Here is a 13,006-nt window from a genome sequence, read left to right as displayed (position 1 = left end):
TTTCCTGGCGTCGGCGTTGCATTCACCACTTTCGCCGGACCCTGGCCTGCACTCACAATGCGGGCTTATTTTTTTCAAGGAACAGACGGATGAAATACAAGGCAGCCTGGCTGGCCGTGGGGTGGGTACTGGCAAGCATGGCGACGCAGGCGGCGCCACGCGAGCAACGGCCGGTGGGGGACTTTGATTTTTATGTGCTGTCGCTGTCGTGGTCGCCAACGTTCTGCCTGGCGCACCCGAACAACGAGCAATGCAGCGGCAAAGGCTACGGGTTTGTATTGCATGGGCTATGGCCGCAATACGCACGGGGTGGCTGGCCGGCGTCGTGCGATACGCAGTCGCGGCTGTCGGCGGATGAGCTGGCCAAAGGCGCGTTGATATTCCCGACGCAGGCACTGCTCAAGCATGAATGGTCCAAACATGGCACCTGCAGCGGCCTGGAAGCCACGCGTTACCTGCAGGCCACCGATGCGGCCTTGGCCACGGTGCAGATCCCACAGCAATTGCAGCCATTCAACGTGCCGGGTCACTTGGAGGCACGGGAGATCGAGGCGCTCTTTCGCGAGAGTAACCCGGCCATGGGCAACCATGGCGTGGCGGTGATCTGCAAGGGCAAGGTGCTGTCCGAAGTGCGCGTGTGCCTGAGCAAGGAACTGCGTTTTGCCGGCTGCCCCAAGAGTGTGAAAACCCAGTGCCGAGACGGTGATATCCGCATTCCGGTTCAGCGCTGATCGAGCGCCTGGAGCGAGTGCAATGCGATGGCCGCCGGGGCCTCGGTTGACGTCGACACCCCGACGCGGCCCGCCAGGTAACGCGCTGGCGGCTGGCCCACGGCCTTGCGGAACATGGTGATAAAACCGCTGGCATTTTCATAGCCCAAGTCCAGGGCGACCCGCTGCACACTTTCGCCCCTGGCCAGTCGTTGCAACGACAGGATCACATGCAACTGCCGACGCCAGCGGCCGAAGCTCAGGCCTGACTCCTCCAGCAACAAGCGCGTCATGCTGCGCTCGCTCATGCCGATGCGCGCCGCCCATTGGCCGAGCGTGGCCTTGTCGCCGGGGTTGGCCAGCAGGCTGTCGGCCAGGCGACGCAGCCTCGGGTCCTGGGGCATCGGCAGGTGCAGGCCTTCGATGGGCGCCTGGGCCAGCTCGTCCAAAAGCGTGTCGATCAAACGCCCCTGCGCACTGTTCACGTCGTACAACTGCGGGAAGCTCACCGCTTTGCTGATCAACTCATGCAACAGGCCGGATACCGACAGGGTGCAGCATTGCGAGGGCAGGGCGCCGGCAGCGTCCGGGTCGATCAGCAGGCAATACACCTCCGCTTCGCCGGCGCCACGCGCGGCGTGGGGCATGCCGCCGGGAATCCACAGCGCGCACTGGCGCGGCACAATCCAGATGCCGGCCTCGATTTCGCAATGAATCACCCCGCGCAGCGTGTACATCAACTGGCCTTTGCGGTGGGTGTGCTGAACGTGCTCCCAACGCTCGGACGTACTGGTCGCGCTCACGGCCACCACCGCACGCGGGACCAGATCGGCATCCTTGGCTAACGACGGATCATGCTGGTCCAGGCGATGGCGTTTCATGGTGAGCTCGCAGCTTGGCTGAATTGCGAAACATTCTGGCTATTCTGTGCAATGCCGTCCAGCTTCGTCAGCCTTATAGTGAGACTCTCTCTCATTAAGGAACTCTGCCATGCGACTCGACAGTTCAGCATTTCCCGTGGTGAAGATCATTTTTGATGCGCCGAATGAAGGCGGGTCGCAGGACAGCTTCGTGATGTTCGAAGGCCTGCTGGCACGTCAGCAATCTTTTGTGTTGCTGTATGAAAAAGCCTTGGACGAACTGAATCACGCGCACTCCTACGAAGAGCGCGAGCACGCCTCGCACTGGATGAAGACACACCGGCAGGCCCTGCGTGCGTATGTCAAAGGCATGATCCAGGTGGAGCCCTGCGCGGCCAAGCGCCGGGCACTCAAGCCGTTCGCCGCGACGTTTGGCAATGCCTGGGGTTATCCGCTGCTGATGGTGGCGTCCAATGACCAGGCGTGGGCGCTGGCGCGGGATGTGCTGGATGAGCAGGTGTCGGATGTGACGTATTTCTAAGCGATGCACCGCCTCCCGCCAGTGGGACTGCCGAGCGCATTGAAGTATCCTCCGCGCCCCGCTTACCACTGATTCAAAGAACGATGACAGGACAAGACATGCAGGCGCTGTTGGAGTCGATTCTCGACGAAGTTCGTCCACTGATCGGCCTCGGCAACGTCGCCGACTACATTCCCGCGCTGGCCGACGTGCCCGCCGATCAACTGGGGATCGCCGTGTACGGCAACGACGGCGCAGCCTACTGCGCCGGGGATGCCGATACCCTGTTCTCGGTGCAGAGTATTTCCAAGGTGTTCAGCCTGGTGCAAGCCATCGACCACGGCGGCGAAACCATCTGGGAGCGCCTCGGCCACGAGCCCTCGGGGCAACCGTTCAACTCCCTGGTGCAGCTGGAATTCGAACGCGGCCGCCCGCGCAACCCCTTTATCAATGCCGGCGCGCTGGTGATCTGCGATATCAACCAGTCACGCTTTGCCGTGCCGATTCTGTCGATGCGCGACTTTGTGCGGCGCCTGTCGGGCAACCCGCAGATCCTGGTCAATAGCGTCGTCGCCGAATCGGAAGCACAACACGGCGCGCGCAACGCGGCCATGGCCTACCTGATGAAGTCGTTCGGCAACTTCCATAACGATGTCGACGCGGTGCTCCACAGCTACTTCAACTACTGCGCGTTGCAGATGAGCTGCCTGGACCTGGCCAGGGCGTTCAGTTTCCTGGCCAACGAGGGGGTGAGTGCCCACAGCGGCGAGCAGATCCTGACTGCGCGCCAGACCAAGCAGGTCAACTCGATCATGGCCACCAGCGGGCTGTATGACGAGGCGGGGAACTTCGCCTATCGCGTGGGTTTGCCGGGCAAGAGCGGGGTCGGCGGCGGCATTGTCGCGGTGGTACCGGGGCAGTTCACGGTGTGCGTGTGGTCGCCGGAGTTGAACGCGGCGGGGAATTCGCTGGCGGGGATCAAGGCGTTGGAATTGTTGAGTGAGCGGATTGGGTGGTCGGTGTTTTGAGGCCGCTCCCGTGTGTGCAGGAAGCATCACGAATCCAAATGTGGGAGGGGGCTTGCCCCCGATTACAGTGTGTCAGTCAATACAGCTGTGACTGATCTACCGCTATCGGGGGCAAGCCCCCTCCCACATTTTGGTTCGGTCTGCTATCGCCTATCAGGCAATCGCATCCCAGGCCCGATCGCCGTGCTCGTCTTTGATCCGAGTCGGCAGGCCCATCACGTCCAGCGCTTTCAGGAACGGCTCAGCCGGCAGTTCCTCGACGTTGGCCATGCGCTTCACATCCCACTCACCACGCGCTACCAGTAGCGCAGCGGCGACCGGCGGCACGCCGGCGGTGTAGGAGATGCCCTGGCTGTCGGTCTCGGCGTAGGCTTCTTCATGATCGGCCACGTTGTAGATGAACACCTCGCGCGGCTGGCCGTCCTTGGTGCCTTTGACCAGGTCGCCGATGCAGGTCTTGCCGGTGTAGCCGGGGGCGAGCGAAGACGGGTCGGGCAGCACGGCCTTGACCACTTTCAACGGCACCACTTGCAGGCCTTCGGCGGTGGTGACCGGCTTTTCGGAGAGCAGGCCGAGGCTGTTCAGCACGGTGAACACGTTGATGTAATGCTCGCCGAAGCTCATCCAGAAACGCACGTTGGGCACGTCGAGGTTTTTCGACAGCGAGTGAACTTCATCGTGGCCGGTCAGGTACAGGTTCTGCGAACCGACCACAGGCAGGTCGTCGGTACGTTTGACTTCGAACATGGTGTTGCTGGTCCACTGGCTGTTCTGCCAGCTCCACACCTGTCCGGTGAATTCGCGGAAGTTGATTTCCGGGTCGAAATTGGTGGCGAAGTATTTGCCATGGGAGCCGGCATTGACGTCGAGAATGTCGATCGAATCAATGCGGTCGAAATGCTGTTGCTGCGCCAGCGCGGCATACGCGTTGACGACACCCGGGTCGAAGCCCACGCCAAGGATGGCGGTGATGTTCTTCTGTTTGCACTCTTCCAGGTGGTTCCATTCGTAGTTGCCGTACCACGGCGGGGTCTCGCAGATTTTGCCCGGCTCTTCGTGGATGGCGGTGTCGAGGTAAGCCACGCCGGTATCGATGCAGGCACGCAGCACCGACATGTTGAGGAAGGCGGAGCCGACGTTGATGACGATCTGCGATTGTGTCTCGCGGATCAGGGCCTTGGTTGCTTCCACGTCCAGGGCGTTCAGCGCGAAGGCTTGGATGTCGGCGGGTACTTTGAGGCTACCCTTGGCCTTGACGCTGTCGATGATGGCCTGGCATTTGGAGATGTTGCGCGACGCAATAGCAATACGACCGAGTTCGTCGTTGTGCTGCGCACACTTGTGGGCCACCACCTTGGCGACACCTCCTGCACCAATGATAAGAACGTTCTTTTTCAATTGCTTTATCTCTCCTTTATCCGCCAGCTTACGAAAGGCTGGACAGGTAGTCGTCGTAACCAAATTCACGAACCACCTCGACTGTACCGTCGAGTTGTTTCACTACGATGGACGGCATTTTCAGGCCGTTGAACCAGTTTTTCTTGACCATGGTGTAGCCCGCGGTGTCGATGAACGACAGCCGATCGCCGATGGCCAACGGACGATCAAATTGATACTCGCCGAAAATGTCCCCGGCCAGGCAGGATTTGCCGCACACCATGTAGGTGTGTTCACCCGTGCTCGGCGCCAGCTTGGCATTGAGGCGGTAGATCAGCAGGTCCAGCAGGTGGGCTTCGATGGAACTGTCGACCACGGCCAGGTGTTTGCCGTTGTACAGCGTGTCGAGCACGGTGACTTCCAGCGAGGCGCTGTTGGTGATCGCCGCTTCGCCGGGTTCCAGGTACACCTGCACGCCGTACTTCTCGGAGAACGCCTTCAAGCGCGCACAGAATGCGTCCACGGCATAGTCTTCACCGGTGAAATGGATGCCGCCGCCGAGGCTGACCCACTCGACCTTGTGCAGCAGCGCGCCGAAGCGTTCTTCGATGGTGCCGAGCATCTTGTCGAACAGGCTGAAGTCGTCGTTTTCGCAGTTGTTGTGGAACATGAAGCCGGAGATCTGCTCGATCACGCCTTCGATCTTCACCGGGTCCCATTCGCCCAGGCGGCTGAACGGACGCGCCGGGTCGGCCAGCAGGTAATCCGAACTGCTCACCTGCGGGTTGACGCGCAGGCCGCGGGTCTTGCCTTCGCTACGTTCGGCAAAACGCTGCAGTTGGCTGATGGAGTTGAAGATGATCTTGTCGCAGTTTTCCAGCATCTCTTCGATTTCATCGTCGGCCCAGGCCACGCTGTAGGCGTGCGCCTCGCCTTGGAATTTCTGGCGACCGAGCTTCAATTCATACAGCGACGACGACGTGGTGCCGTCCATGTATTGCTGCATCAGGTCAAACACCGACCAGGTGGCAAAGCACTTGAGCGCCAGCAACGCCTTGGCGCCGGACTGTTCGCGCACGTAAGCAATCTTCTGCATGTTGACCAGAAGTTTCTGTTTATCGATGAGGTAGTACGGCGTTTTGATCATTTTTGAGAGCCTGCGGCGGTGCCTGCCAAAAAAGGACACGCATTGTGCCCGCACTTGGAGCAGATCGAAAGGTTAGCGGGCGGATTTTGCGCGTCGGGTTTCCAAGCATAGCCCCGGAATATGACTCTCCAACGGCATGCATCGACCCAATGTGGGAGGGGGCTTGCCCCCGATAGCGTTGTGTCAGACGCCCGATAGGCCAGCTGATCCACCGCCATCGGGGGCAAGCCCCCTCCCACATTCGGATCGCGGTGTGTCCAGGGCGCTGACATCAAACCGTCATCTGTCCACCACGTTCCTGCCACATTGCGTCGCTAATGTCCTCGCCAATGAGATCGATCTCAAGCGAGTGACCATGACTGATTTGAAAGACGTTGCACGGCTGGCCGGGGTCTCCCGTGCGACCGCTGCCCGCACCTTTGCCTCTCCCGACCAGGTACGCCCGGCGACCCGCGAACAGGTGTTCGCCGCTGCCCGCGAGCTGGGTTTTCGGCCTAACTTGCTCGGCCGCCAACTGCGCCTGCAAACCACCAACCTGATCGGCGTGGTGGTGCCCAACCTGCTCAACCCGGTCTTCGCCGAGCAATTGCAGGCCATGGAGCGGGCGGCCCGTTTGCGCGGCTATAGCCTGTTGCTGGCAACCACCGACTACAACAGCGAGCGCGAAAGCATTGTGGTGGAAGAGTTGCTGCGCCAGCGCGTCGACGGCCTGGTGCTGACGGTGACGGATGCCGAAAGCAACAGCGTGCTGCACAGCCTGGCCACCGAGCAGACGCCGTTCGTGCTCGCCTACCACCAACCGAGCAACCCCGACTACAGCGCCGTGTCCGTCGACAACCGCGCCGGTATGGCCCTGGCGACGCGCTATTTGCTCGAAGCGGGGCACCGGCGCATCGGCATGGTCGCCGGCCCCGCGTTGCAGTCCGACCGCGCACGTCTGCGTTACGCCGGTTATTGCGATGGGATGAAAGAGCATGGCCTCCAACCCCGCCCGGTGATCGAAATGCCGGCCCACACCCAGGCCGAGTTCGCCGCCATTGCACCGTTTCTCAACGGCCCTGATGCACCGACCGCGCTGGTGTGTTCCAACGACTTCCTGGCGATCAGCCTGATCGCCGAGCTGCGCCGCAACGCCTGGAACGTACCCGAGCAACTGTCAGTGATGGGCTTCGACGGCATCGCCCTCGGCACCCAGATGCACCCGACGCTGTGCAGCGTGGTGCAGCCCATCGCCTTGCTCGCCAGCACCGTGATTGACCAGTTGCTGGCGCAGATCGCCGGCAACGCCCCGATTTCCCATTGCCTGCCTTGCCATATCCGGCCGGGTGAAAGCACTCAACCCCATGAGGAGACCCTTGATGCGCGTATTCAGTAAAACCCTGGCCGCCGTGCTGCTGTGCGGCATGGCCAGCCTGGCCCAGGCCGCCGACACGGCGATTTGCTACAACTGCCCGCCGGACTGGGCCGACTGGGGCAACCAGCTCAAGGCCATCGCCGCCAGCACTGGCGTGCAGGTGCCGCTGGACAACAAGAACTCCGGCCAGTCCCTGGCGCAGTTGGTGGCGGAGAAAGCCGCTCCGGTGGCCGACGTGGTGTATTACGGCGTGACCTTCGGCCTGCAGGCGCAAAAGGCCGAGGTGGTCGATGGCTACAAACCCAAAGGCTGGGAGCAGATTCCCGCCGGCTTGAAAGACCCGACCGGCCACTGGTTCGCGATCCACTCCGGCACCTTGGGCATCATGGTCAACGTCGATGCGCTGGGTGGCTTGCCGGTGCCGCAAAGCTGGGCCGACCTGCTCAAGCCTGAATACAAAGGCATGGTCGGCTACCTCGACCCGTCCAGCGCTTTCGTCGGCTACGTGTCGGCGGTGGCAATCAACCGCGCCCTGGGCGGCGACCTGGACAACTTCGCCCCGGCCATCGACTACTTCCAGAAACTGGCGAAAAACGCCCCCATCGTGCCCAAGCAAACCGCCTATGCGCGGGTGTTGTCCGGTGAGTTGCCGATCCTGGTGGACTACGACTTCAACGCCTACCGCGCACGCTACAAAGACAACGCCAACGTCGCGTTCGTGATTCCCCAGGAAGGCAGCATCAGCGTGCCCTACGTGATGAGCCTGGTGGCCAACGCACCGCACCGCGCCAATGGCGAAAAAGTGCTGGATTTCGTGCTGTCCGATGCCGGCCAGGCGCTGTGGGCGAAGGCTTACCTGCGCCCGATACGCCCGGTGCAGATGCCGACCGAAGTCGCCGCGCAGTTCCTGCCCGACAGCGATTACGCCCGCGCCGGCGTGGTGGACTACCAGAAAATGGCCGCCGTGCAGGAAGCCTTTGCCGCTCGTTACCTGAACGAGGTCAAGTAAGTGGCCGCATCGGCAAGACATACCGCCTGGGCCCTGGCCCCGGCCTTTGCGGTGCTGCTCGCGTTCTGGCTGTTGCCGCTGGCGCACCTGATGGTGCTCGGCGCCGAGAGCCGCGACAGCAACGGCAGCGGTTACTGGCAGGTCCTCAGCAGCGCGCAGTATCTAGGCAGCCTGGCGCAAACCTGTGCGCTTGCGGTGTTCGTCACACTCGTGGCGTTACTGATCGGCGGCATCAGCGGTGTATTCCTGGCGCGCCAGCAGTTCTTCGGGCGCTCGGCGCTGGTTGCGTTGCTGACGTTTCCGTTGGCATTCCCGGGTGTCGTAGTGGGCTTTTTGGTGATCCTGTTGGCCGGGCGCCAGGGGCTGCTGGCGTCCCTGGGCCTGCAGTTGGCCGGTGAGCGTTGGATCTTCGCTTACTCGCTGGCCGGGTTGTTTATCGGCTATCTGTACTTCTCGATCCCGCGGGTGATCCTCACGGTGATGGCCGCGTGCGAAAGCCTCGACCGCAGCCTGGAAGAAGCCGCGCACTCGTTGGGCGCAGGGCATTGGCGCGTGGTGTGCGATGTGATCGTGCCGGGCCTGGCACCGGCGTTGGCGTCCTGCGGGGCGATCTGCTTTGCCACGTCCATGGGCGCCTTCGGTACGGCGTTCACCTTGGGCACGCGGCTGAACGTGACCCCGGTGGCGATCTACAACGTGTTCACCAACTACGCCAACTTTGCCGTCGCCGCGGCGCTTTCCGTGGTGTTGGGCGCGCTGACCTGGGCAGTGTTGCTGCTCACCCGGCGCTGGGTGAAAAACGCGGGGACTGTCCTGTGAAGCGCTCATCGCTGTTCGTGATGCAACTGCTGTTTACCCTGCTGGTGTGCGCCTTCATGTTGGTGCCGGTGTTGATGTCGTTGCTGGCCGGGCTCACGCGCAATTTCTTTGTGGGCCTGTCCAGTGGCTTGACCTTCGATTGGTTGATTCAGGTCTGGCAGGCCTATTCGCCGACGGTGTGGTTGTCGCTGCAACTGGCCCTGGCCTGCGCGGTGTGCGTCTGCGTGATCGGCGTGCCGGCGGCCTACGCCCTGGTGTGCATGAACAATCGCTTCAGTCGCGCCTTCGAGGAACTGATGGTGCTGCCGGTGGCGATGCCGGGGCTGGCCAGCGCGCTGGCCTTACTCTTGACCTACGGCCAGTTCGGCGCGTTTCGCAGCAGTTGGCTGTTCATTTTGGTCGGCCATGTGCTGTTCACCTTGCCATTCCTGGTGCGCCCGGTGATGGCGGTGATGCAACGCCAGCAACTGCCGGTGCTGGAGGAGGCGGCGGCGAGCCTGGGGGCAGGTCCCATCAAGCGCTTTTTCAGCGTGGTGGTGCCCAACTGCCGGGCGGGCATTCTCGCCGGTGTGCTGATGGTGGTCACCTTGTCGCTGGGTGAATTCAACCTGACCTGGATGCTGCATACGCCCATGACCAAGACCCTGCCGGTGGGCCTGGCCGACAGCTACGCCTCGGCGCGCCTGGAAATCGCCAGCGCCTACACCCTTATCTTTTTGCTGATGATCGTGCCGCTGCTGATTGCGTTGCAGGCCATCAGTGCCCGTTTGTCCCGTGGAGAGCGTCGATGACCGCTATCACTATCCGCCTGCAAGGTTGCCGCAAGGCGTTCGCCGACGGCACCGTCGCCGTGCATGACTTGGACCTGACCGTCGAAGGCGGCGAAACCCTGGCCATCCTCGGCCCGTCCGGTTGTGGCAAAACCACGACGTTGCGCTTGATCGCCGGCCTGGAGCGCCCGGATGTGGGCCAGGTGTTCTTCGGCGACCAGGACGTCACGCGCCTGCCCATCGAGCGCCGCGATGTGGGCATGGTGTTCCAGAACTATGCGCTGTTTCCCAACCTGGATGTGGCCGGGAACATCGTCTATGGCCTGAAGATTCGCGGCGTGTCGCCAGCGGAGCGCAACAAGCGCTGCGAGGAACTGCTGGAACTGGTCGGTTTGCAACACCACGGCAAGCGCAGCATTTATGAACTGTCGGGTGGGCAACGCCAGCGCGTGGCCTTGGCCCGTGCGTTGGCGCCGCGCCCCAAGGTGCTGTTGCTGGACGAACCCCTGGCCGCCCTCGATGCGCAATTGCGTGAGCGCCTGCGCAGTGAGTTGAATCAACTGTTGCGCGGCCTCGGTATCACCTCGGTGTTTGTCACCCACGACCAGGGCGAAGCCATGGCCCTGGGGGATCGCATCCTGGTGATGGAACACGGCCGCGTCGCGCAACTGGCCAGCCCGCGGGACATCTACCAGAAACCGGCCAACGCCTTCGTCGCAGGCTTTGTCGGCAACCTGAATGCCTTCCAGGTCATTGAGCCGTCGCCCCATGGTTTGAAAGTCTGCGGCGGCGAATTGCCGTGGCATGCAGCGCAGTTGCCCGGCACCGTGTATTGCCGCCCCGAACACTTGCGGGTGATGGAAAACGAAGGGCATCTGCACGGCCATCTGCTGGCGCAGTTTTTCCAGGGCGCGCAAAGCCGCCTGCTGGTGGATGTGGGCGGCCCGCAACCGTTGCTGGTCGACAGCAGCGACAACCAGCTGTACGCCGTCGGCGCGCCGATTGCCTTGGCCATCGCGCCGCACATGTTGTTCACCCTGAATGCGTGAGAGTTGCCTTTTGAACCGTCCGTTTCTTGTTGCACAGATCAGCGATCTGCACCTTAAAGCCGGCCAGCGCCTGACTTACGGCGTGGTCGACACCTTGGGCGCGCTGCGCCGTGCCGTCGACCATCTGAACGCCAGCCACCCACGCCCCGATATCGTGGTGATCAGCGGCGACCTGGTGGACTTCGGCCGCGCCGATGAATACGCCGTGCTGCACCCTGAACTGGCGCGCCTGCACATGCCTTGCTACCTGGTGCCCGGCAACCATGACACGCGCGGGCCGTTGCTGGATGCGTTCCGCGATCACACCTACTTGCCGAGTTCGGCGGCGGGCCCGTTGGATTGGGTGGTCGACGCCCACCCCCTGCGCCTGATCGGCCTCGATTCCACCATCCCCGGCGGCCATGGCGGCCAACTGCTGGACAGCCAGTTGCAGTGGCTCGACCAACAGTTGGCACTGCGTCCGCAAGTGCCGACCGTGCTGATCCTGCATCACCCGCCGTTTATCAGCGGCATCGGCCATATGGACCGCGAGCACTTTATCAATGCCGCCGCCCTCGAAACCGTCGTGGCGCGCCACCCGCAGGTGGAACGCTTGCTGTGCGGGCATTTGCACCGGTCGATGCAGCGGCGTTTCGGCGGCAGTTTGAGCTGTGTATGCCCTGGCACGTCCCATCAGATCGTGCTGGACCTGCAAGACGCCGCGCCGGCGCATTTCAACCTGGAACCGGCGGGTTACTTGTTGCATCGCTGGGATGCGCAACAGGGGTTGGTCAGCCACAACGGCGTATTCGGGGACTACCCGGGGCCATATCCGTTTTATGACGCTCATGGATTGATTGACTGAGGTTCTACGGAGGTTCACTTCACCCAACCAAGTAACTGAACGTTAGTTAACGCAACGGCCAACTCATGTGTGGCCGTGTGCTTCCTGCTGTCCATTTTTAGCGCCCGGAACTTGGATTCCGCGCCGGAGTTCGTCCTGATGAAAGCTACTTTGAATGTATTAAGCCTATTGACCGGCAGCTTGGGCATCGCCCTGAGCCCCCTGGCGTCGGCCGATTTCTTGAGCGACAGCAAAGCCAACTTGAGCATGCGCAACTTCTACTTCAACAACGACAACCGTGACGGCAGCGCCGCACCGTCGAAGACTGAAGAGTGGGGCCAGGCGTTCATACTCAATTACCAATCGGGCTTCACCGACGGCACCGTCGGCTTTGGTCTGGACGCGGTCGGCATGCTCGGCATGACCCTCGACAGCAGCGCCGGCCGCCATGTGGGCAGCTCGATGATCCCAACCGACGACGGCAAGGCCGTGGACAACTGGGCTCGCGGCGGCGCCACCGCCAAGGCACGCTTCGCCAAGACAGAAGCGCGCTACGGCTACCTGCGCCCGAACCTGCCGATCCTGGTGAGCAACGATGGCCGCCTGTTGCCGCAATCGTTCGAAGGCGGGCAGGTCACCAGCAAAGACATCGACAACCTGACCCTGATCGGCGGTCAGCTTCAACACACCACCGGGCGCGGCTCCAGCGACCGCAGCGGCCTGGCGGCGGCGGGCGGCACCCAGGAAAGCAATAAATTCACCTACGCCGGTGCCGACTACCAACTGACCAAAGACCTGATGGTCCAGTACTACTACGCCAACCTCGAAGACTATTACCAACAACACTTTGCCGGCTTGATTCATGTATTGCCGCTGGGCGATTACGGTTCGTTGAAAACCGACCTGCGTTACTTCAAGACCACCTCCGACGGCAAAAACAGCAGCGCCGCCGGGCGCGCCGAAGGCTACAAGTTCAGCGGCTATACCAAAAACGGCAGCGGTGAAATCGACAACAACACCTGGAGTGCGGCCTTCATCTACTCCCTGGGGTCTCACGCGATTACTGCCGGTTACCAGCAAGTGTCCGATGACAGCAACTTTGCCCAACTCAACCAGGGCGGCCTGGTGAACAAAGGGGAGGGCGGCTCCAGCCTGTATCTCTACACCGACCGGACGGTGCAAACCTTTATCCAGGCCGGCGAACGCACGGCCTTTGCGCAGTACGCCTATGACTTCGCGGCGTTGGGCGTGCCGGGCTTGAAGGCGTCGATGATGTATTTGAAAGGCGACCATATCCTCACCGCCAGCGGGAACAACGCCAGCGAGTGGGAACGGGATATCTCGTTGGATTATGTGGTGCAGAGCGGCACCTTCAAGAACGTCGGGTTCGGCTGGCGCAACGGTATGTCGCGCAGTGAGGTCGCGCGGGACCAGGATCAGAATCGGCTGTTCGTGAGCTATTCGATTCCATTGATGTAACAGCCTGTAGGAGCGAGCTTGCTCGCGAAGAACGCCAACGATCATGCGGGCTGCCTGACGG

13 protein-coding genes are annotated in these 13,006 nt (G+C 62.1%); 10 read left to right on the top strand and 3 right to left on the bottom strand.

What is annotated here, in order from left to right:
* Positions 1-89: 89 nt before the first annotated feature.
* Positions 90-731: a ribonuclease T2 gene (locus C5F70_RS11425; RefSeq protein ID WP_046484476.1), complete on the top strand. Its 642-nt coding sequence runs from the start codon at positions 90-92 to the stop codon at positions 729-731.
* Here C5F70_RS11425 and C5F70_RS11420 read toward each other — a convergent pair.
* Positions 722-1,591: a helix-turn-helix domain-containing protein gene (locus C5F70_RS11420; RefSeq protein ID WP_104903340.1), complete on the bottom strand. Its 870-nt coding sequence runs from the start codon at positions 1,589-1,591 to the stop codon at positions 722-724. The two genes, C5F70_RS11425 and C5F70_RS11420, sit on opposite strands and share 10 nt — an antisense overlap.
* Positions 1,592-1,700: 109 nt before the next feature.
* Between C5F70_RS11420 and C5F70_RS11415 the strand changes: the two genes are divergently transcribed.
* On the top strand, positions 1,701-2,111 hold the full coding sequence (locus C5F70_RS11415; protein ID WP_046383689.1) for a hypothetical protein: 411 nt from the start codon (positions 1,701-1,703) through the stop codon (positions 2,109-2,111).
* 98 nt (positions 2,112-2,209) lie between these two features.
* On the top strand, positions 2,210-3,118 hold the full coding sequence (gene glsB, locus C5F70_RS11410; protein ID WP_017846535.1) for a glutaminase B: 909 nt from the start codon (positions 2,210-2,212) through the stop codon (positions 3,116-3,118).
* A gap of 153 nt (positions 3,119-3,271) precedes the next feature.
* Here glsB and C5F70_RS11405 read toward each other — a convergent pair whose 3' ends face one another.
* Positions 3,272-4,516 (bottom strand): saccharopine dehydrogenase family protein, encoded by a 1,245-nt coding sequence (locus C5F70_RS11405; protein ID WP_017846534.1) that lies wholly within the window; start codon positions 4,514-4,516, stop codon positions 3,272-3,274.
* A 28-nt stretch (positions 4,517-4,544) separates the two neighbouring features.
* Positions 4,545-5,642, bottom strand: coding sequence for a carboxynorspermidine decarboxylase (locus tag C5F70_RS11400; protein WP_017846533.1), 1,098 nt, complete (start codon positions 5,640-5,642; stop codon positions 4,545-4,547).
* Positions 5,643-5,997: 355 nt separating this feature from the next.
* On the opposite strand from C5F70_RS11400, the gene C5F70_RS11390 reads away from it, so the two are divergent.
* From C5F70_RS11390 to C5F70_RS11360, 7 genes are all read left to right on the top strand, one after another.
* Positions 5,998-7,017, top strand: a complete 1,020-nt coding sequence (locus tag C5F70_RS11390; protein WP_046484528.1) for a LacI family DNA-binding transcriptional regulator — start codon at positions 5,998-6,000, stop codon at positions 7,015-7,017.
* Complete coding sequence (locus C5F70_RS11385) at positions 7,001-8,005, top strand: ABC transporter substrate-binding protein (RefSeq protein ID WP_104903339.1); 1,005 nt, start codon at positions 7,001-7,003, stop codon at positions 8,003-8,005. Before C5F70_RS11390 ends, C5F70_RS11385 begins: the two co-directional genes overlap by 17 nt.
* Positions 8,006-8,824 carry an iron ABC transporter permease gene (locus C5F70_RS11380; RefSeq protein WP_017846530.1) on the top strand — a complete coding sequence of 273 codons (819 nt, stop codon included), beginning with the start codon at positions 8,006-8,008 and terminating at the stop codon, positions 8,822-8,824.
* Positions 8,821-9,615 carry an ABC transporter permease gene (locus tag C5F70_RS11375; RefSeq protein ID WP_017846529.1) on the top strand — a complete coding sequence of 265 codons (795 nt, stop codon included), beginning with the start codon at positions 8,821-8,823 and terminating at the stop codon, positions 9,613-9,615. Before C5F70_RS11380 ends, C5F70_RS11375 begins: the two co-directional genes overlap by 4 nt.
* Positions 9,612-10,643, top strand: coding sequence for an ABC transporter ATP-binding protein (locus C5F70_RS11370; RefSeq protein ID WP_104903338.1), 1,032 nt, complete (start codon positions 9,612-9,614; stop codon positions 10,641-10,643). The genes C5F70_RS11375 and C5F70_RS11370 overlap by 4 nt, the downstream gene beginning before the upstream one ends.
* Positions 10,644-10,653: 10 nt before the next feature.
* Entirely contained in the window at positions 10,654-11,487 is an 834-nt protein-coding gene (locus C5F70_RS11365; RefSeq protein ID WP_017846527.1) for a phosphodiesterase, read from the top strand.
* Between the two features lie 138 nt (positions 11,488-11,625).
* Positions 11,626-12,945: an OprD family porin gene (locus tag C5F70_RS11360; RefSeq protein WP_046383684.1), complete on the top strand. Its 1,320-nt coding sequence runs from the start codon at positions 11,626-11,628 to the stop codon at positions 12,943-12,945.
* Positions 12,946-13,006: the final 61 nt, after the last annotated feature.

The sequence above is a fragment of the Pseudomonas sp. LH1G9 genome (assembly GCF_002949975.1).
Lineage (GTDB): Bacteria > Pseudomonadota > Gammaproteobacteria > Pseudomonadales > Pseudomonadaceae > Aquipseudomonas > Aquipseudomonas veronii.
This window is presented reverse-complemented; position numbering and strand designations above follow the sequence as displayed.